This window comes from Nocardioides sp. NPDC101246, assembly GCF_044767415.1.
GTDB lineage: Bacteria > Actinomycetota > Actinomycetes > Propionibacteriales > Nocardioidaceae > Nocardioides.
The window spans coordinates 28,946-48,219 of record NZ_JBIWNX010000022.1; the positions used below are offsets into that span (position 1 = coordinate 28,946).

At 67.7% G+C, this 19,274-nt stretch carries 17 protein-coding genes; 6 read left to right on the plus strand and 11 right to left on the minus strand.

Translation table 11 applies throughout. The annotated features are described in order from the left end of the window. Window positions 1–631: 631 nt before the first annotated feature. Window positions 632–2,311, minus strand: a complete 1,680-nt coding sequence (locus ACIRON_RS28625) for a DUF885 domain-containing protein (protein WP_402998134.1) — start codon at window positions 2,309–2,311, stop codon at window positions 632–634. A gap of 93 nt (window positions 2,312–2,404) precedes the next feature. Here ACIRON_RS28625 and ACIRON_RS28630 point away from each other — a divergent pair, with 93 nt between their 5' ends. Together ACIRON_RS28630 and ACIRON_RS28635 are read left to right on the plus strand one after the other, a co-directional pair. Then, on the plus strand, window positions 2,405–2,962 hold the full coding sequence (locus tag ACIRON_RS28630; RefSeq protein ID WP_256328819.1) for a SigE family RNA polymerase sigma factor: 558 nt from the start codon (window positions 2,405–2,407) through the stop codon (window positions 2,960–2,962). Continuing rightward, window positions 2,955–4,253 (plus strand): hypothetical protein, encoded by a 1,299-nt coding sequence (locus tag ACIRON_RS28635; RefSeq protein ID WP_402998138.1) that lies wholly within the window; start codon window positions 2,955–2,957, stop codon window positions 4,251–4,253. Before ACIRON_RS28630 ends, ACIRON_RS28635 begins: the two co-directional genes overlap by 8 nt. Here the strand turns inward: ACIRON_RS28635 and ACIRON_RS28640 are convergent. The 9 genes from ACIRON_RS28640 to ACIRON_RS28680 all read right to left on the minus strand — a co-directional run bounded on the left by ACIRON_RS28640 (window position 4,220) and on the right by ACIRON_RS28680 (window position 12,506). After that, a complete protein-coding gene (locus ACIRON_RS28640) occupies window positions 4,220–5,566 on the minus strand; it encodes a glycosyltransferase 87 family protein (RefSeq protein WP_402998141.1) in 1,347 nt (448 codons plus the stop codon). The two genes, ACIRON_RS28635 and ACIRON_RS28640, sit on opposite strands and share 34 nt — an antisense overlap. Before the next feature lie 18 nt (window positions 5,567–5,584). Then, complete coding sequence (locus tag ACIRON_RS28645; RefSeq protein WP_402998144.1) at window positions 5,585–6,316, minus strand: ATP-binding cassette domain-containing protein; 732 nt, start codon at window positions 6,314–6,316, stop codon at window positions 5,585–5,587. After that, a complete protein-coding gene (locus tag ACIRON_RS28650) occupies window positions 6,313–6,897 on the minus strand; it encodes a hypothetical protein (RefSeq protein ID WP_402998147.1) in 585 nt (194 codons plus the stop codon). The genes ACIRON_RS28645 and ACIRON_RS28650 overlap by 4 nt, the downstream gene beginning before the upstream one ends. Next, window positions 6,894–8,036, minus strand: a complete 1,143-nt coding sequence (locus ACIRON_RS28655; protein WP_402998149.1) for a hypothetical protein — start codon at window positions 8,034–8,036, stop codon at window positions 6,894–6,896. Before ACIRON_RS28655 ends, ACIRON_RS28650 begins: the two co-directional genes overlap by 4 nt. Before the next feature lie 224 nt (window positions 8,037–8,260). Beyond that, complete coding sequence (locus ACIRON_RS28660) at window positions 8,261–8,767, minus strand: hypothetical protein (protein ID WP_402998152.1); 507 nt, start codon at window positions 8,765–8,767, stop codon at window positions 8,261–8,263. A gap of 249 nt (window positions 8,768–9,016) precedes the next feature. After that, window positions 9,017–9,769 carry a class I SAM-dependent methyltransferase gene (locus ACIRON_RS28665; RefSeq protein ID WP_402998155.1) on the minus strand — a complete coding sequence of 251 codons (753 nt, stop codon included), beginning with the start codon at window positions 9,767–9,769 and terminating at the stop codon, window positions 9,017–9,019. A 60-nt stretch (window positions 9,770–9,829) separates the two neighbouring features. Further along, on the minus strand, window positions 9,830–10,432 hold the full coding sequence (locus ACIRON_RS28670; RefSeq protein ID WP_402998157.1) for a nucleotidyltransferase family protein: 603 nt from the start codon (window positions 10,430–10,432) through the stop codon (window positions 9,830–9,832). Between the two features lie 82 nt (window positions 10,433–10,514). Next, window positions 10,515–10,730 carry an acyl-CoA carboxylase epsilon subunit gene (locus ACIRON_RS28675; RefSeq protein ID WP_402998160.1) on the minus strand — a complete coding sequence of 72 codons (216 nt, stop codon included), beginning with the start codon at window positions 10,728–10,730 and terminating at the stop codon, window positions 10,515–10,517. 147 nt (window positions 10,731–10,877) lie between these two features. Further along, window positions 10,878–12,506, minus strand: a complete 1,629-nt coding sequence (locus tag ACIRON_RS28680; protein ID WP_402998163.1) for an acyl-CoA carboxylase subunit beta — start codon at window positions 12,504–12,506, stop codon at window positions 10,878–10,880. 61 nt (window positions 12,507–12,567) lie between these two features. Here ACIRON_RS28680 and ACIRON_RS28685 point away from each other — a divergent pair, with 61 nt between their 5' ends. From ACIRON_RS28685 to ACIRON_RS28700, 4 genes are all read left to right on the plus strand, one after another. Then, complete coding sequence (locus tag ACIRON_RS28685; RefSeq protein ID WP_402998166.1) at window positions 12,568–13,356, plus strand: biotin--[acetyl-CoA-carboxylase] ligase; 789 nt, start codon at window positions 12,568–12,570, stop codon at window positions 13,354–13,356. Window positions 13,357–13,380: 24 nt separating this feature from the next. Next, window positions 13,381–14,331: an adenylate/guanylate cyclase domain-containing protein gene (locus tag ACIRON_RS28690; protein WP_402998169.1), complete on the plus strand. Its 951-nt coding sequence runs from the start codon at window positions 13,381–13,383 to the stop codon at window positions 14,329–14,331. 249 nt (window positions 14,332–14,580) lie between these two features. Next, the gene (locus ACIRON_RS28695) at window positions 14,581–14,880 is read left to right on the plus strand and encodes a winged helix-turn-helix domain-containing protein (RefSeq protein WP_229788189.1); all 300 of its coding nucleotides are present in this window, start codon (window positions 14,581–14,583) and stop codon (window positions 14,878–14,880) included. 94 nt (window positions 14,881–14,974) lie between these two features. Continuing rightward, window positions 14,975–16,132: a 5-(carboxyamino)imidazole ribonucleotide synthase gene (locus ACIRON_RS28700; RefSeq protein WP_402998172.1), complete on the plus strand. Its 1,158-nt coding sequence runs from the start codon at window positions 14,975–14,977 to the stop codon at window positions 16,130–16,132. A gap of 370 nt (window positions 16,133–16,502) precedes the next feature. Here ACIRON_RS28700 and ACIRON_RS28705 read toward each other — a convergent pair whose 3' ends face one another. Beyond that, complete coding sequence (locus tag ACIRON_RS28705; protein ID WP_402998174.1) at window positions 16,503–19,223, minus strand: DEAD/DEAH box helicase; 2,721 nt, start codon at window positions 19,221–19,223, stop codon at window positions 16,503–16,505. Window positions 19,224–19,274 lie beyond the last annotated feature (51 nt).

Below are 19,274 nucleotides of genomic sequence, written 5' to 3' on the forward strand. Positions count from 1 at the left end.
GACACCGGCCGTCGCCGAGAATTTTGGCTGGCTATCGGGTCGGCGGCAGGGGTTTGGTGCGGAGATGTGGGTTGTGTAGGGGCCTGGGAATCGGCTGATCGCTTCGCCGGTGTGGGCGAGTGGGGTGGTCGGCGAACGAATTTTCGTTCGCCGTGTGAGCCGGTCTCCGCCGGGTGTGGGTTCTGCTGGCGGAAGGAATTTTCTTTCCGCTGGAGGAGTCCGTGCTCAGTTGGGGCGATCGAATTTTCGTTCGCCGTGTAGGTAGTCCCCTCCGGGTGCGGGTTCTGCTGGCGGAAGGAATTTTCTTTCCGCCAGAGGAGTCCCTGCTCAGTTGGGGCGAACGAATTTTCGTTCGCCCGTAGAAGCCTCCGTCGCCCTGGGCGGTTTCCCGCGGCCACTTCGGGGCCGCCGCCCCGATAGCCAGCCAAATCTTTTCTCGACATGGTCCGGTGTCAAGGATCGCCGAAGGCGACCGGCGAAGCCGGCGGCCGCAGGCCGTCCTTTACTCCGGGGTCTGGCGAGAAGACCCTCAGAGAGAGGGTCGGCGGCCCACCCCAGCCCCGTGGAAACAGAGCGCAGACGAAGCCGCACCCCGCGTACGCCCAAAAGGCCTCTGCCCAACCCCGCAGAGCTACAGCCGCCCGAGCGCCGCCCGCAACGGATCGAGGCCGAGCGAGCCGAGGTCGAGCGCGGCGCGGTGGAAGGCCTTCATGTCGAAGGCAGTGCCGGCGCGGGCGCGGGCATCCTCGCGGGCCTGGAGCCAGATCCGCTCACCGACCTTGTAGGACGGCGCCTGGCCCGGCCAGCCGAGGTAGCGGGCGACCTCGAAGTCGAGGAAGGCGTCCTCCATCAGGCAGTGCTGCCCGATGAACTCGCGGCCGAGCTCGGGGGTCCACACCTCGCCGGGGTGGAAGCCGAACGGGTTGTCCTCCGGGATCGTCAGCTCCAGGTGCATGCCGATGTCGATGATCACCCGCGCGGCCCGGAACGACTGCCCGTCGAGCATGCCGAGGCGGTCACCGGGATCGTCCAGGTAGCCGAGATCGTCCATGAGGCGCTCGGCGTAGAGCGCCCAGCCCTCGCCGTGGCCCGAGACCCAGCACATCAGCCGCTGCCAGCGGTTGAGCAGCTCGGCGCGGTAGGCGGTCTGGGCGACCTGGAGATGATGGCCGGGAACGCCCTCGTGGTAGACGGTGGTCAGCTCGCGCCAGGTGCCGAACGAGGTGACCGACTCCGGCACCGACCACCACATCCGGCCGGGACGGGAGAAGTCCTCGGAGGGGCCGGTGTAGTAGATCCCGCCGTCGGTGGTGGGCGCGATCATGCACTCGATCCGCCGTACCGGCTCGGGGATGTCGAAGTGCACGTCGGCCAGCTCCGCGATCGCCTGGTCGGCCCGGTCCTGCATCCACGACTTGAGCGCGTCGGTCGAGGTCAGCTGCCGTGCGGGGTCCTTGTCGAGATGAGCTGCCGCCTCGACGACGCTCGCTCCCGGCAGGATCCGGTCGGCAGTGGCCTCCATGTCGTCGGAGAGTCGCTTGAGCTCCTCCCAGCCCCAGGCGTACGTCTCCTCCAGGTCGATCTCGGCGCCCAGGTAGCGCCGTGAGGAGAGCTGGTAGTGGTCGCGCCCGACGGCCTCCTTCGGCAGCCCGTTCGGGACCAGGTCGTCGGCCATGAAGCGCCCGAACTCGACGAACGCCTCGTTGGCCCTCCCGGCCGAGGCCTCGAGCTCGGCGCGCAGCGAGGCGGGAGTGGTTTCGGGGGCACGTGAGACCAGGCCGGCGAAGAAGTCGCCGGCCCCCTTCTGCCCGGTCCAGCTCAGGATCTGGTCGGCGACCTTCTGGTACTGAGCCGTCGCCGAGACCCGTCCGGCCGCCGCCTCTTCCCGGAGGGTCGCGGTGTAGCCGGCGACCGCGTCCGGCATCTTGGCCAGCCGGGCGCCGATCGCCGCCCAGTCGTCCTCGGTGCTGGTCGGCATCAGGTCGAAGACCTCGCGCAGGTTGTGGATGCCGCTGGTGATGACGGAGACGAACTTCCGGTCCAGCTGCGCCTCGGCGAACTCGATGTCGAGCCCGACCCGTTCCAGGAACGCGTCCTTGGCGACCTGCTCACGCTCGTCGACCGGCTTGATCGCGGCCACGTCGGCGTAGGCCGCCCGGTTGAGCTCCTCCACCGCCGCCATCCCGTCGGGGGAGAGGTCGGGAAGCTCCGCGTCGTGGCCGGCGACACCGACATACGTAGCGGTCAGCGGGTCGAGGGCGCAGAGCTCCTCGACATAGCGATCGGTGCGGGCGTCTACTTCACGGGTCATCTGGCCAACCATAGGTCTGCGGCGGATCGGGGCAACTCAATTCCGCGCGACTCGCAACGAACACGACAGACTTCGCGTAGGAGGTGTGTGAACGTGCCAGAGGAGGTGTCCGTGGATGCCCACGAGGAAGCGGGCGAACCAGACTTCGGTGCCTGGGTGGCCTCTCGGGGACCCGCGTTGCAGCGGTTCGCCTACCTGGTGACCGGCAACAACTCCGACGCTCCTGACCTGGTGCAGGACGCCCTCGCCCGCGCGCTGCCGCGGTGGGAGTCGCTGGCGGCGTCCGGGACGGCGGAGGCGTACGTGAAGAGGAGCATCGTCAACGGGTCGATCAGCGGCTGGCGCAAGCGGCGCCGGCTGGTGCTGGTCGAGGACGTCGAGCCGATGGCGACCAGGCATGAGCCCGGCCCTGAGGAGCGAGACGCGGACGAGGCGTGGGCGCTGGTGCAGACGCTGCCGTCGAACCAGCGAGCGGCGGTGGTTCTCCGGTTCTACGAGGACCTCTCGTTCGCGCAGATCGCGACGGTGCTCGACTGCGCCGAGGCGACGGCCCGCTCACACGTGCACCGGGCGCTGGCCAAGCTGAGGCAGCGGTTGAACGAGCAAGGCTCTGTTGATCACAGAGGGAACGAGGGGGTTGACAATGAGTGACTTCGAGCGCGAGGAGCGGGCCTTCCGCGCCGCCCTGGCCCGTGCGGCCGACGGCTTCGAGCCGCGGAAGCTCGCGATCCCCGGGGCGTCTGAAGAGTCTGGACCGGCTGACCTGTCCGACGAGCGTGAGACAGCCGAGGAGAAGTCTCCCGGACGCCGGAAGGCGCCCTGGATCCTGGCTGCTGCCGCCGCGGTGCTGGCAGTCGTCGGCCTGGGTGGCGTGGTGGCCAACCTGCAGCCCACCGGTGGTGGTGGCGAGAGCACGGCCGCGAGCGACGCCTCCGGCGCCGAGGACAGTGCCGGGGACGCGCCCAAGGCGTTCGGCGCCGACGAGGATGCCGCACCGGAGGGCACCTACGTCGAGCGCGGCCGCACCGACCTGCCCGCGCCGGCCGACGGGAACCGCTGGGCGGTCCGCTACGACATCGCCTTCCAGGTGCCCGAGGAGTGGGCCGACGCCACGGCACCGGCGCTGCCGGAGTGCATCGCGAAGCCCGGCGACCAGTGGGACACCGTGCCGCGGACTCCGTACGTCGCGAACATCACCAACCAGCCGGTGCCGGCCATCGCCTGCAACGAGACCGCGGACCGTGACTTCCCGCCGCAGTTCGGCAAGGTGCCGTTCGCGCTGTGGCAGCCCTACGTCCTGATCGAGAAGCCCGGCAAGGGCGGGACCCTCCAGACCGGTTCCTGGGAGCACGAGGGCTGGCTGCTGACCCGGGTCCAGGTCGGGGAGAGCGACGCCTACGCCACGATCCTCACCGGTCCGGGTGACGAGAAGGTCAACTACGAGATCAAGGGCTCGCTGCGGACGACGCCGAAGGACCCCTACGGCTGCGAGACCTCCTCGCCGCTGGCCGAGGGCGACCAGGTGCGGCCGAAGACCGCCCCGAAGACCTCACCGCTGGTGGGCGATGCCCCGGAGTCGATCGCGATCTGTCGCTACGAGCCGTCCTCGGCCTCGCTGACCGGGTCGCGAGAGATCACGGGCGATGACGCCGAAGGCCTCGTGGAGGCGATCACGAGCGCACCGGCCCGCTCCGGTCCCAACACGCCGCAGAATTGTGCCGCGGGGCAGCCGGTCACGGCGTACGTCATCCTGCGGATCTTCCGCGACGGAGGCGAGCCCGGGGAGGTCTACGTGAACTACGAGAACTGCGACGACCACGGGTTCTACGACGGCATCACCGTGCACGAGCTCACCGCGCCGGCCTGCCGGCCGGTCTTCGCCGAGGCGCCGGTCACGATCTACTCGGCTCAGGGCGACGTCGCCAAGGTCTGCCTCTCCTGACCCTCGGTTGCTGGCCGCCCCCGCTCGGGGAGGGCGGCCAGCAGCCGGGTCGTGCGCCACGCGGCGTAGAGGAAGAGAAGCACCAGCAGGCCGTTGCGCCAGGCCAGCACCTCGGTGATCCACGGTGAGCCGATGTCGTTGAAGGTGAGCATGTAGCCGTACATCCGCGGGAAGATCTCGTGGGTCAGCAGTGTCGCCACGACCAGCACGACCGACCAGATACCGAGCTGCCGGCGAGCCCGGCCGCGGAGCAGGACCAGCCCGGCGGAGGCGGCGGGGAGCAGCCAGAGCATGTACTGAGGGCTGAGCACCTTGTTGGTCACCAGGAACGCGGCCACCGTCGCGAGCACCAGCCACACGATCGTCTCCTCGGTCCTCTCGCCGCGGGGGAGACGTCGCCAGGCGAGCACCCACCAGACGATGACGAGAGCCCCGGCGACCACGGAGGCGACCGTCGCCGCGAGGAGCAGCGCCTCGACCCGCGGGCCGCTGATGTCGTACGCCTTCCACTCGGTGTAGTCGATGGCGTAGCCGCTCTCCGGACCGCCGTGGCCCCACGCGTACATCGCCGGGGTCGCGAAGACCGACTCGATCTGCAGGCCCCGCTCGCTCTGGTAGTTCAGCGGCGTCCAGAGGCGGTCCCAGCCACCGAGGACGAGACTCAGCCCGGCCAGGGCGAGGCCGGTGCCGGCGACGGTCAGGATGACCCCGCGGCGGGTGGCGCGGTTCGCGGCGAGGGCCGGGATGACCAGGATCGGCCAGTACTTCGCGCCGGTCGCGAAGGCCGCGAACGTCGCGGCCACCTTCGGTCTGGTCACCACGTAGAGCACCGCCAGCCCGACCATGATCCCGGGGAAGAGGTCGAAGCGGGCGTACGCCGTCGCACCCAGCGCTGGGACCGCGACCAGCCACAACGCCTCCGCGCCGGAGATCCCGAACCTCGGGTGCATCCCGCGGCGGTTGCGGATCAGCAGCACCATGAAGAGCAGATCGGTCAGCGCCGCCATCGCCAGCACGGCCACGATGTAGGCCTCGCCGCCCAGGTCGAGCAGTCCGATCGCGGCGTACGGGATCCAGAGCAGGAGCAGTGCCGGCACCGGATACTCGACCAGCGTCCCCGCGACCCCGCCCTGGGCGAGGCCGTCGAGACTGTCGCGGTAGTAGTTCACGTCGCCCACCACGCCCCACTCCGTGCCCCACCAGGAGAACTGCTCCTGCGCGGCGGCCGGGAAGCCGTAGAGGATCACCACCCACCCCCGGGTCACCAGCCATGCCAGGGTGACCAGGAGATATCGCCGAGAGAAGGTGATCACTCCGGGATCATAAGCAGGTCAGCCCAGGGTGAGCGCCGTGTACGCAGCCTCCGCGAGCCGGTTCGCAGGGGTGCCCACTGGTGCGTTGCGCAGGTATTCGTGGGTCGGCCCGTCGTATCGGACATGGCCCTGACTCATCACGGTCACATGGGTAGCGTCCTCGGCGAGGTCCGCGACATCGTGGGTCGACATCAACACATTCACGCCACGGTCGGCGATTCTGGTGAGGATGTCCCGGAACGAACGTCGTTGAGTCGGATCCATCCCGGCGGTCGGCTCGTCCAGAAGCAGGACCTTGCTTCGGTGGATCGTGGCCGAGGCCACGCCGAGGCGGCGGAGTTGTCCGCCGGAGAGCGCCTTCGCCTTCTTGTCGGCCTGCTCGGCCAGGTTGACAGTAGCGAGTGCCTCCATCGACGCTGCCCATGCCTCGGATCGGCTCATCCCCTTCAGCCAGCCCGTATAGGAGACCTGCTCACGCGCGGTCAGCCCCGTCATTGCTGTGACGTTCTGAGGCATCCAGGAGACGTGACGTCGGAAGTCTCTGGTCTTGGAGGAGATGCTGTCGACCGTCACGCGCCCCCGCTTCGGGTTGGTCACCGAGGCGCCGAGGCGCAGCAGCGTCGACTTCCCTGCGCCGTTCGGTCCGAGCAGGATGGTCAGGCCGCCGGGAAGGATGTAGTTAAACCCGTCGAGCACGTCGGTGCTCCATGGTCGGTAGCGATAGCTGATGGTGTCGAAGTGCAGGGTCATGGGAGCTTCCTTGCGGTGAGATAGGTCATGAGCACACCAAGCACGAACGCGGCGATCGCTGCCGTGGTGGCACGTGACGTGCTGATGGGGAGGCCTGTGACCGCCCACGGAAAGTACTCGGTTGGCGTGCGGCGGCCGACCAGGATCACGATCAACACCCAGCCTGTGGCTACGACGATGCCGCCTCGGCCGACGAACCCCCGAGCTACGAGCATCAAGCCGGTGAGGAAGAGCGCGTTGCGTCCGACGACGAGCGTCGAGTCAGCATGGGTCACTTGGTGTGCGAACCACGCCGCCGCGAGCGTTGCGGAGACCGCGCTGACGATCAGAAGCATGTCCAACGATGGAAGGCGACGGGTCGAGGTCAGCTCGGCCTCAGGGAGGCGTGAGTCGAGACTGAGAGCGAGGGTTGCGGCGAGGATGAGTGGGGCGAACGTCAACAACGGCACCGTCTGGTTCGACACGGTCCACGAAACTAACGAAGCGTCGGTATCGGCGAACAGACCGAGTGCGAGGACGATCGTGACCAAACCTGGTGCCAGGACCGGGGCGATCCGCCGTGCCTTCAGCCACCATCTCACGTGGCCTCCTCGCATGCCTTCGCCTTGAGGTCCTGGAACCACTTCCGCTGTGCGGCGTCGGGCTTCGCGGAAATCGTCGCCACCGTCTGCATCAACTCGCGGTGCTGTTTGCGGGTGTAGTAAGGGTCCTCGCCTGCGTAGGACTCGAACGTACGGGTCAGGCCCAGCTTCTCACCGAGCCACAGTTGAACGACTCGGTATGAGAGTGAGTCCGCGTCACAGCCGAAACGGATCTCTTCGACCAATATTGATCCGACGACTGACCGGTTCTTCTGCCCCTGAAGCAAGAACGCGTATCGTGTTCCGTCAATCGCAGGTGGGTCGAAGCGACCGAACATGCTCCGCTCGGTGACGATCTTGGGGACGTCGTCCACGACGCCGTAAGCAGTGAGAACGGTGTATGCGGACTGCACCTCCTGGTGAATCTCATCAAGATCTCCCTCTGCCTGTTCGGGAAGACAGATCTGAGGCGCCGTTCCCGCGCAGGCCGTGGGTAGGTCACCGCTGTTGAGACTCGGGTTGTAGTTCCAGTCCTTCACGATCGAATAGCTGGTGAAGGACGCCGCGACGATTACGGCTCCGCCGGCGACCAATGTGACCAGCTTGTGGAATCTGCTCCACAGTAGGCAGACTGCAACAGCGACTCCGGCCGTCGGGAGAGCCTGTGCGACCATCGACTCGGCTGTTGCCGACTCGCCGAATCCAGGGCCATCGGTGTAATAGCCGCTCATATGGCGTAGGTACATCGGATCCACGGCAACGGTGACAGCGACCAGGTAGAAGACGCCGCATGCCAGCAGGGGTACGGCAATGATCGGGCTTGTCCGCTGTCCGACCACGAATCCGATAACAGCCCAGGCGGTGGAGAGCACAAGACCTAGGACCAAAGGGAGGAGGCTGTTCCAGGTGGGCAACGTTGGGCGGTCCAGAAAAGCTGCTGCAACAGGCAGAACGAACATGAGCCAGGCCATCGTGACCACTGGGGCGAGTGTCGTCGCGACTACTTTCGCGGGGCGTCGCACGGGGGCCACCAGCCAGGTGCCGTCGGATCGCAGTCTTGAGCCCTGCCACGCACCAGCCGCAGCGGCTAGACCGTAGGCGACCGGATACATCGTCGCGATCGGTGCTGCGACCAGCATCGGCGCCGTGGCTATCGGAAAGTAGTGAACTTGCGGTTGGCCGTTCACGACGTAGTAGAACGCGGCGGCCGCAATGGCAACAGGGAAAAGAGGTAGAGCAGCGGAGGATAGAAGCAACGCGCGTATCCGCATGTCGGTCTTTCGTGTTCGTACGAGGGTGGCGGCCGGTTACCTTAAGGCTGAGCCAGCCGCCACCGTTCGTGTCCGAGAGAGGAAGGGGTGGCTCAGTCAGCCATGGAGGTGTCGACTCCCACCCAAGCGACGTGTAGAAGCCCGTTGTTATCGGTTCCAGATGTGCCCACCCGAGGTGTCTTGAAGTAGTAGGGGTACGTCCCGCTCGTCAAGTTGGTCCACTCGCCGATACTTCTCGTGGTGTTGTCCTTGAAACAGGCAGAGTATGTCAGGCTGCCGTAGTGCACGTCGGGCGCGGCTGTGATGTCGCGCCAGACTCGGATCGTCGCTTCCTGCTTCTCGCCAAAGCCCTGGACCTCACAGTCCTCCCACTTGATCTGGGTGTAGGGCCCGGTGTCGTTCCAGCGCCGAGACTCGCCTACGCCGTCGGACCAGCCTGAGAGCGAACCGGTCCAGTTCGCCACGGCGGCAGGGGCGGTCACTGCGAGGACGGCTCCGGCAGCGGCTACTGCGAAAATGCCCCGTCTAGCAGGTGGGGGGATGATGCGCACTGTTGTTTCCTCTTCCGCTTCGTCGTTGGAAATTTCCTCGCCGAACATTAGGGATCCACTCCAGGTTCGGTACTGGTTTCGTAAAATTTGGATCGGAGTTAACCAGACAGAGTCGCTGAAGAGGGTCGGGTGGAGGCCCCTAGTGAGTCTTGAAGTCGGCCCTGGCAGGCCGTGAATGGGGGCTAATCAGGCCATGTGCTCGATCCGTGCACTTCGAGGGGTGGCGAGGTGCACCGATCGTGCATGTGCATGATCCGTGCGCCTCGGCATGGTTGTGGGCGGCGTTCGCGGTTCCCGTCAGCGGGCGCGGGCGATGACGTGCAGTTGAGAGCCGAGGTGGCGGTAGGGGTCACGGCTGCCTGCTTCGAGTTCGGCAGCGATGCAGTCGGCAAGGGTGTGCTGGTCGGGAATCTCGTCGGCGGGAACGCCGTCGGTGAGCACCCGGACGCCGTACCAGCGCTCGACCTGGAGGCCGGACGCCTCGCACCAGGCTGTCATTTCCTCCAAGGTGTGTGCCCGGGCCTCGGCCCCCAGCTCGTTGACGTACGTCGTCGCGTCGAATGAGGCGAGCGCGCGCTGCCACTGTCGGCGAAGGCCGGGGCGGTACGCGAGGGCGGCTCCGTTGCGGAAGGTGATCGACAGGGTGCCGCCGCCGGCGACCCTGGCTGCCAGCGCCGAGACGGCCGCTTCGGGATCGTCGAGGTACATCATCAGGCCGTGGGCGGTCACCAGATCGTACTTGGTCGCGCCGACCAGCCGGTCGAGATCTTCGAGGGTGCCCTGAAGAGTCTCAACCGTGACGCCGCGTTCCTTTGCGGTGGCGGCGAGCGTTTCAAGGAGGTCGCGCGATGGGTCGATCCCCGTGACCTCGACACCCCGGGCGGCCAGCTCGATGGCCTGGGTGCCCTGGCCGCAGCCGACGTCCAGCGCGGTGCTCGCTGTATTGGTGTGGTTCGTCAACTGCCGATGGATGACCTGCTGTCGGACCACGTTGCGGAGGCTCCCCAAACGCTCCGACCACACGATTTCGACCTCACGGAACGAGCCCACGGCGATGAATCTTGGCACCGACGACGGGTAGGCGCCAGTGCAAATAGAGGCGAGTCGAGGTCACTCACGTACTACCGTAACGCCGGGCCACCGTTCATCGATCCGCTTGGCCGTGAGCCGTTCCTCGAAGTATTCGGCAGTCACCTGCTGGGGGTTTCTGCGAAGGACTCCCTCGAAGAGGTCATCGAGGCCACAGGGTGCCAGGAGGTCGAGCGCATCGATCGATGTGCCGGTGATGGCAACGGACGTGCATGTCTCTGGGAATCGAGCAACCGCATCTTCGATGTCTGTGACCGGATCGATCCGATGGCCGAATCTTCTTTCGTACCAGAGATGAACACGCGCTTGGTTTCGCACCTCGGCGCTGGCGTTGCCGCAACGCTCATGGATCGACTTCTCGATCTGGAGTTCCTTGGATTCCGTGAGGTCGATGTCGAAGTAGACGAGGTCGATGTCGTTGTGGGCGGTGCGACCTCGGCTCTCGAAGATGAAGTCCCACACGACGTTACGCACGACGCCGCCACCGACGGCCCAGCTCGGGACGTCGAGGTCGACGGCGGCTTGCACGACACTGCGTACCTCCGCGTCGGCAAGGAGCAACGCTCGGAGCCTTTCCTCGCGGTCTGCCCGCGGGACATGAAGGCGCTGACTGTGTCGGCTCATGCCGGACGACCTAGACATGACGATGACACCTATTGAATCTGGGTCTGCTCACCAGGTGCCATCGTCTAGTAGAGCGGCTGCGTCAGCGGGGCAGGCCGCTGGCGCGCCAGGCTCCGGGGCCGGGGTGGAGAGGCGTACGCAGCTGGGGAGCGGCCCAGAGGGAGCGTGGCTTCTTCTTCGGGGGCTCGCCTCCTGAGCCGATTGCGGCGAGGACGGCCACGATCGCGGCCACGTCCTCCGGGGTGGCGTTCTGGTCGATGACCTTGAGCAGGGGCTGCTGCTCGGCCTTGTCGGTCATTTCCGTGACCACCTTTCGTACGGAACTTCAGTTGCGTCGGGCTTTCGCCGAGTCGGCGCAATCCGGTCCTCGCTCGCTTCGCTTCGCTGCGGTCCGTTTGCGCCGACTCGGCGCTATCCGCTCTTCGCGGGACCCTTCGGGCCCCTCTCAGAGCGGGATGTTCCCGTGCTTCTTCGCGGGCAGGGTCTCCCGCTTGGTGCGCAGCAGGCGCAGGGCGCGGGTGACCTCGGCGCGGGTCTCGTGGGGCGGGATGACCGCGTCGACGTAGCCGCGTTCGGCGGCGATGTAGGGGTTGGCCAGAGTGGTCTCGTACTCGTCGATGAGTTCGGTGCGTTTGGCTTCGACCTCGTCGGTGCTGGCGCCGGAGGCTTCCAGGTCGGCCAGGGTGCGGCGGTGGATGATGTTGGCGGCGCCTTGGGCGCCCATGACCGCGATCTGGGCGGTGGGCCAGGCCAGGTTGATGTCGGCGCCGAGGTGTTTGGAGCCCATCACGTCGTAGGCACCGCCGTAGGCCTTGCGGGTGATGATGGTGACCAGCGGGACGGTGGCCTCGGCGTAGGCGTAGATCAGTTTTGCGCCGCGGCGGATGATGCCGTTGTGTTCTTGGTCGGTGCCGGGCAAGAACCCGGGCACGTCGACGAAGGTGATCACCGGGACGTTGAACGCGTCGCAGGTCCGCACGAACCGGGCGGCCTTCTCGCTGGCGTCGATGTCGAGGCAGCCGGCGTACTGCATGGGCTGGTTGGCCACGATCCCGACCGGGCGGCCCTCGATACGGGCATAGCCGATCAAGATGTTGGGGGCCCACAGCGGCTGGACCTCGAGGAACTCCTCATCATCAACAACATGGGAGATGACCTCGTGCATGTCGTAGGGCTGGTTCCCGCCATCGGGGATGAAGACATCCAGCTCCCGGTCGAGGTCGGAGATCTCCAGGTCCGCACTCTGCCCATCCGGGGCCTCGAACGCCGGGGGTTCTTCCATGTTGTTGGAGGGGAGGTAGGACAGCAGGGCCTTGACGTAGTCGATCGCGTCGGCCTCATCGGCGCCCATGTAGTGGGCCACCCCGGACTTGGAGTTGTGGGCCAGGGCGCCGCCGAGCTCTTCCATGGTGATGTCCTCACCGGTGACGGTCTTGATCACATCGGGGCCGGTGATGAACATGCCCGAGGTCTTGTCGACCATGATGGTGAAGTCGGTGACCGCGGGGGAGTAGACGTGGCCGCCGGCGCAGTTGCCCATGATCAGGCTGATCTGCGGGATCACCCCGGAGGCGTGCACGTTGCGTTTGAAGATCTCCCCATACAGCCCCAGGGACACGACGCCTTCTTGGATCCGGGCGCCGGCGCCCTCGTTGATCCCGATCAGCGGGGACCCGGTCTTGATCGCGAGGTCCATGATCTTGGTGATCTTCTCGCCATAGACCTCACCCAGGGAGCCACCGAAGACGGTGAAGTCCTGGGAGAAGACACAGACCTGGCGGCCCTCGATGGTGCCGTAGCCGGTGACCACCCCATCCCCGAAGGGCCGGTTCTTCTCCAGCCCGAACGCGGTCGAACGGTGCCGGGCCAGCTCATCGACCTCCTGGAAAGAGCCCTCATCGAGCAGCATCTCGATCCGCTCCCGAGCGGTCTGACGGCCCTTGGCATGCTGCTTCTCCACCGCCTTGGCCGAACCAGCGTGGACAGCCTCGTCAAGACGACGCTCCAGCTCGGCCAGCTTCCCGGCAGTCGTGTGCAGGTCGGTGACTGGCTCGTTGCTCGGTTCGGCGCTCACGTCGGCTCCTCTGGACTTCGTGCGGTCTGGGAGTCAATCTAATCCCGTGCCACCTTCCGCGATGAGACGCCCGTCACTTGACCGCTCCCGGCTCGATGCGCTGCCAGGCGGGTGGCGCGTCGAGATCCTCGACGAGACGCCCACGACCAATGCCGTGCTGGCCGAACGTGCGCGCGCGGGCGAGGAGCCGGGCCTGGTGATCACCACCGAGCACCAGACCGCAGGCCGCGGGCGCCTGGACCGGGGATGGACCACCCCGGCGCGATCGGCGCTGACGGTCTCCGCGCTGCTGCGGCCCTCGCCCTCGATCCCGGTCGAGCGGTGGCCGTGGCTGCCGCTGATGACCGGTGTTGCGGTCGCGTCGGTGCTGCGGACGAAGGGGTACGCGGCCGGGCTGAAGTGGCCCAACGACGTCCTCATCGAGGGGCACAAGGTCTGCGGGATCCTGATCGAGCGGATCGAGACGACCGAGGGCGCGGCCGCCGTGATCGGGTTCGGGCTCAACACCTCGCTGACGCGCGAGGAGCTGCCGGTCGAGACCGCCACCTCGTTGGAGCTGGAGAGCGGGGCGCCCGTCGACCGCACCGAGATGCTCGTCGCGCTGCTGGAGGAGCTGGGGGCCGCGTACGAGATCTGGGGGTCGGATCCCGACGATCTCGCCCGCCGCTACCGGGAGTTGTCGGTGACCATCGGTGAACAGGTACGCGCCGAGCTTCCGGGTGGGGAGGTCTGGGAGGGCGTGGCCACCGAGATCGACGACTTCGGCCGGCTGGTCATCGCGACCGACGCCGGGCCGCGGGTGGTCGGCGCGGGCGACGTCATCCACGCCCGGCTCCGCGGGCAGTCGTGACGTACCGAATGGCATGATCTGTTCGTGGCGAAATCGAAGCAGCCCGTCAATCTGACCTCGGCGGAGGTCGCCGAGAAGGCCGGCGTGAGCCTGGACCAGGCGAAACGTCTGTGGCGTGCTCTCGGGTTCCCGGAGATCGGGGACAACGAGGCGTTCTTCGACGAGGCCGACGTGCAGGCCCTGGCCAAGGCCAACGAGATCTCCGGCAACGGGCTGGTCAGCTTCGACCTGGTCGTCAACCTGACCCGCGGCATCGGGCAGTCGATGGCGCGCCTGTCCGACTACGAGGTCTCCGCGCTGCTGCACCACGTCGAGACCCAGAACGAGGACGACCGGACGCCCGCCGAGCTGCTGAAGGCGACCGTCTCGGTCTCCGAGCAGTTCGAGAGCGCGTTCGAGGAGATGATGATCTTCGCCTGGCGCCGGCACACGCGCGCTGCTCTCGCTCGGGCCGAGGCGTCGGTCGCTGGCCCCGAGGAGCAGCTGGGCACGGTCTGGCAGACGGTCGGGTTCGCAGACATCGTCTCCTTCACCGCGTTGTCGAACACGCTGACCGAGGAGAAGATCGGCGACCTGGTCGAGCTCTTCGAGTCGCGGTGTGCCGACGTGGTGGCGACCTGGGGCGGCCGGATCATCAAGTCACTGGGCGACTCGGTGCTCTTCGTCAACGACGACCCGCTCCAGGCCTACGGCACCGCCGAGGGGATCATCAACGTGATCGGCCGGGATCCGCGGATGCCGGACGTACGTGTCGGGCTCGCCTCCGGCAACGTCGTCTCGCGTCTCGGAGACGTCTTCGGGCCGCCCGTGAACATGGCCGCGCGGCTGACCGCCGTCGCTCGCCGCAACCGGATCATCGTCGACGAGGCGACCGCAGGGACGATGCCCGCGGACGAGTTCGAGACCCGGCGACTGGCCGCTCGACCGGTGCGAGGTTTCGGGATCGTGGAGCCCGTCGCGGTCCGTCGTGTCTGAATCGTGACCTTCGATGGTGCTGCTGACCTGCGACTTCGCAGATCTGTTCACATTCCGTTGTAATTAACAGTCGATCAACGCAGGGTGGCGACTGCTTTACCTGGCCATGCCTTCGTGGGCATGGTTGAGTGCGCCGTTCGGGGGCGCACGTTTGGCATGCCCAATTCGTTGCACCTTGGCATGAAGATGTCAGTGGCAATATCGTGCAATCCTTTGCCAAGGGCTCTTTACCTCCCTAATGTCGGTCTCATGATCGAGGTACAGGAGATCAAGCTCGACCCGGAGACACGGCGAGCATGGCGGAACGATGAGGAGCTGACGCTCTCTCGCAAGGAGTTCGACCTGGTCCACGCCCTGATCAAGAGGGCTGGCAACGTCGTCTCCCGCGACGAGTTGATGAGGGACGTGTGGAACGCGACCTTCTACACATCGTCGAAGACCATCGACGTGCACCTGGGATGGGTGCGTCGCAAGCTGGGCGACGACCCCCGGAAGCCCCATCTGATCACCACTCTGCGCGGCAAGGGCCTGCGCTTCGAGAAGGCCTGACCTTCGTCCAACTGCCGGGGGTCAGGTTTCGCGGATTGCGTGAGGGGGATCCGCGAAATCGGCCCCGGCGGGGCAGCCTCATTACGCTGTCGTCGTGACCCTCGCACCGACACTCGCGATCATCGGCGGCGGCCAGCTGGCCCGCATGATGGCTCAGCCCGCAATCGCGCTCGGCCTCCCGCTCCGGCTTCTCGCCGAGGGCGAGGGTGTCTCGGCCGCTCAGGTCATCCCCGACCAGATGGTCGGCGACTACCGTGACCTGGACACGTTGAAGAAGGTCACCGACGGCTGCGAGGTGGTCACCTTCGACCACGAGCACGTCCCGACCGAGCACCTGCACGCGCTCGCGGCCGCCGGAGTGGCGGTCCGCCCCGGCCCCGACGCGCTCGTGCACGCCCAGGACAAGGGTGTCATGCGCGCCCGGCTGACCGAGCTCGGCATCCCGTGCCCGCGCAACGCGATCGTGTCGTCCACCGCCGAGGTCGAGGCGTTCGGGTTCCCGTGCGTCCTCAAGACCACCCGCGGAGGCTATGACGGCAAGGGTGTCTGGGTCGTACGCGACGTCGCCGATGTCGCCGAGCCGCTCCGTGTCGCCGAGGAGGCGGGGGTCCAGGTTCTGGCCGAGGAGCTCGTCGACTTCCGCCGGGAGCTGTCCGCGATCGTCGCCCGTTCGCCGAGCGGCCAGGCCGCTGCGTACCCGGTCGTGCACACCTACCAGGAGAACGGCGTCTGCAAGGAGGTCATCGCTCCGGCGCCCGACCTCTCGCCCGAGCTCGCCGTCGAGGGCGAGCAGATCGCGCTGCGCATCGCCGGTGAGCTCGGCGTCGTCGGCATCCTGGCGGTCGAGATGTTCGAGACCGTCGACGGCCGACTGCTCGTCAACGAGCTCGCCATGCGCCCCCACAACACCGGCCACTGGACCCAGGACGGCGCCGTCACCTCTCAGTTCGAGAACCATCTGCGTGCGGTCATGGACCTGCCCCTGGGCTCTCCCGCGCCCCGCGCGAAGTGGTCGGTGATGGTCAACATCCTCGGCTCGACCCGGGACAACGTCGGCCGCCTCTACGACGGCTACCCCCACGCCATGGCCCGTGACCCCAACCTCCGCGTCCACCTCTACGGCAAGGAGATGCGCCCGGGTCGCAAGGTCGGCCACGTCAACGTCTACGGCGACGACCTCGACGACTGTCTCGAGCGCGCCCGCCACGCCGCGGACTGGTTCCAGGGCGACCTCGGCAACGACTCCGACTGACCGTCGAGGCGTCACCCCCGTCGGCCGAGGCGTCGCTCGGGTCGGCCGAATTGGCACCGACTGCCGTCTCGGCCGAACTAGGTGACGCTTCAGCCGTCCTGGCTGACGTCTCGACCGACCTAGGTGACGCATCGGCAGGGTCAGATGCCGAGGCGCTGGCGTTCGGTGGCCGAGGCGTCACGCCCGCCGGTCGAGAGGTCGCTCGGGTCGGCCGAATTGGCACGGACTGCCGTCTCGGCCGACGGGCGTGACGCCTCAGGCGACGTACCTGACGCTTCGACCGATCTGGCTGACGCCTCGGCCGATCTGGCTGACGCTTCGGCCGACCTAGGTGACGCCTCGACCGGCGTACCTGACGCCTCGGCGGGGGTCAGAGGCCTAGGCGCTGGCGTTCGGTGGCGACGACGTCGCGGGCGATCTCGGCGTCGGAGGCTTCGGCGGCCAGGGCGGTGGAGGGGTCCTCGGGGTGAGAGGTCTCGTACGCCTCGGGGCTGCTGGCGGCGGTGGCGCTGACCCGGGCGAAGTCGTCGAAGAGCTCGGCCTTGGCCGCGAGGATGTCGTGGATGCGCTGGTCGACGCCGACCTCGGAGAGCAGGCGGTGGACCTGGACGGACTGGAGCTGGCCCATTCGGCGGGCGCGGGCGATGGCCTGCCACTCGATGGTGGGCTTGAGCTGGGGCTCGCAGATGACCACGACCGAGGCCGACTGGATGTTGAGGCCGACCCCGCCGGCGACGATCTGGGTGACCAGCACGGCACCGTGGCCGGCCGCGGAGAACTCGTCGACCATCTGCTGGCGCTCCTCGGCGGGAACCGACCCGGTCAAGGGTCCGAAGACCTCGCCCGGCAGCAGGGTGACCAGGTCGTCGAGGACCTTCCTGAAGTGGGAGAACACGATCACGCGGCGGCCGTTCTCCTCGGCCTCGCCGACGATCTCGACCAGCCGCTCGACCTTCGCCGACGAGATGCCCTGAAGCATCGCGGCCTGCCGCATGGCCATGAAGTTGCCGTCGCGGACGCACTCGGCGTACGCCCTCTCGTCGGCGGCTGACAGGGGTAGCCAGTCCTCGACCTCGACGAGGTCGGGGAGCTCGGTGAGCACGTCCTCCTGGTTGCGGCGCAGGTAGACCGGGGCGACCTGCTTGCGGAACCGGTGGGGGTTGAACTCGTCTGCGGAGAGCAGCAGATCGGGGCGGAGATAGGAGACCAGGTTGCGGAACTCGTCGATGCGGTTCTCCATCGGCGTGCCGGTGAGCAGGATGGCGCGCTCGGAGGCGTCCAGGACCCGGCGTACGCGTTCGGTGCGCTGGGTGCGCGGCGACTTGATCATGTGCGCCTCGTCGACCACGACGCAGGCGACCTCGACCTGGTCGAGGAACGGCTGGATCGCGTTGAGCGTCTCGTAGGTGGTCACCGCGACGCCGCCCTGCTCGACCCAGATCTTGGCGGCCTTCAGGCGGCGGTTCCCGTGGAGCCGGTGGGGGATCAGGGTCGTCTTCGAGTCGGTCTCGCGCACCCAGTTGGTGACCACGGCAGCGGGACAGACGACCAGCGTGTGGGACGCGCCCATCGCGTGCAGATGAGCGAGCACGGCCAGCGACTGGAGCGTCTTGCCGAGCCCCATCTCGTCGCCGATGATCACCTTCATCTGCACCAGCGCGAAGCGGACGCCGAAGTGCTGGTAGCCGCGCAGCGACGCGGTCAGGTTGTTGGTGCGCAGCTCCTGGGCCCGCACCGCCTCGATGATCTCGGCCGAGAGGTCGCCGTGGATCTTGTCCTCGTCCTCGGTGAGGAAGCCGAGCTCGGAGAGCATCGCGTAGTAGTCGGCCGGCCGCTTCTCGAAGTCGTCCCACGGATCGGCTGGCCGGTTGCCCGGCCGGATCCGGCGCGCCATCTCGGCTCGGTGGGCGATCGCCCGCAGCGCGCCCTGGAAGTCGTCGAGGCTGGCCGCGTTGGCCAGGATCAGATGGAACCTGGCGCCGCTGTCGAGCGACCGGGTCAGCGGCCGCAGCGACTGGACCAGGGCGAGCTCCGCTCCCGCGTCCTTCGTACGCCTTCCGGCCTCCCACTCCGCCAGCCGCGCGAGCAGCCTGGTGGCCGCCGGGGTGCGGCGCTCGTGGTCGATGGCGAGCGGCATCTCGTCGTAGGTGCGCTGCCACAGCGCCTGCGCCGCCTCCTGCATCCGCATCGCGGTGGCCGGCCCGACGCCGGGAAGCTCTCGCAGGTCAGAGGTGGGATGGATGACCTCGTGGACGGTGCGGATCCCGGCGTCGAGGAGGGGCTCGATGCGTACGAGGTCGGCGAGGTCGTCGACCGGCAGCGACCTGACCGCGGTATCGGTGTCCGCGCTCCGGACCGCGTTCGCGGCGTCGGTCGCGGCACGGCGAGCGGGTTCCTCGGAGCGCCTGGCCTCGTTGAGCGTCTCGCCCTCGTTGCGCAGCACCAGGACGCCCTTGCGCGGCGCCAGCACCGCCTCCGAGCCCAGTCCCGCGAGCGCGTCGAGGAGGCCGACGCTCGGCAGCAGCGCCTCGCGGATCCGTACCCGGCGCCGCGCCGGGAGCCCGGCCAGCCGGTCGAGTCGCGCCGGAGCCTGGACCTCGCTCGCCCACTGGTGGAGATCGAGGATCCGCCGCCCCGCAAGCTCCGCGTCCTCGCGTCGGTTCCCGCGGACGAACAGCCGCCGGGCGCCGGACGCCCTCTTCGCTCGCGCCACGTCCTCCGCGGCGTCGGTCAACGTGGAGACGAGCTCCTGGGTGGTCTCCTCGACGGGGTCGAGCGCGTGCCGCCGCGCGATCGCGGCCAGCCGCGGTCCGTCGTTCCGGTCGAGCCCGATGCTGCGCCAGGCCACCTGGGCCGCGCGCTTCAGCTCGGCCGCACCCTCCCGGTAGTGGTCGGCCGCCTCGGCCGCCTCCTGCTCGATCTCGGCCCGCGCGTGCGTCGCCGCGCCAGCCTGCCGGGACCAGGACGCGACCTGTCGCACCCGGGACGGCAGCGCCTTGCGCTCCGCCTTGGTCAGCCCGGTGAACCGCTCGACCGCGGTCGGGTTCGGTGGCGCGCTGACGACGACGTCGGTGCTCGTAGGTCGGTCCATCTGCCTTCGTGGGGTCGTGGGGGAGAGTGGCCAGCACCCTAGCGGGCAGGA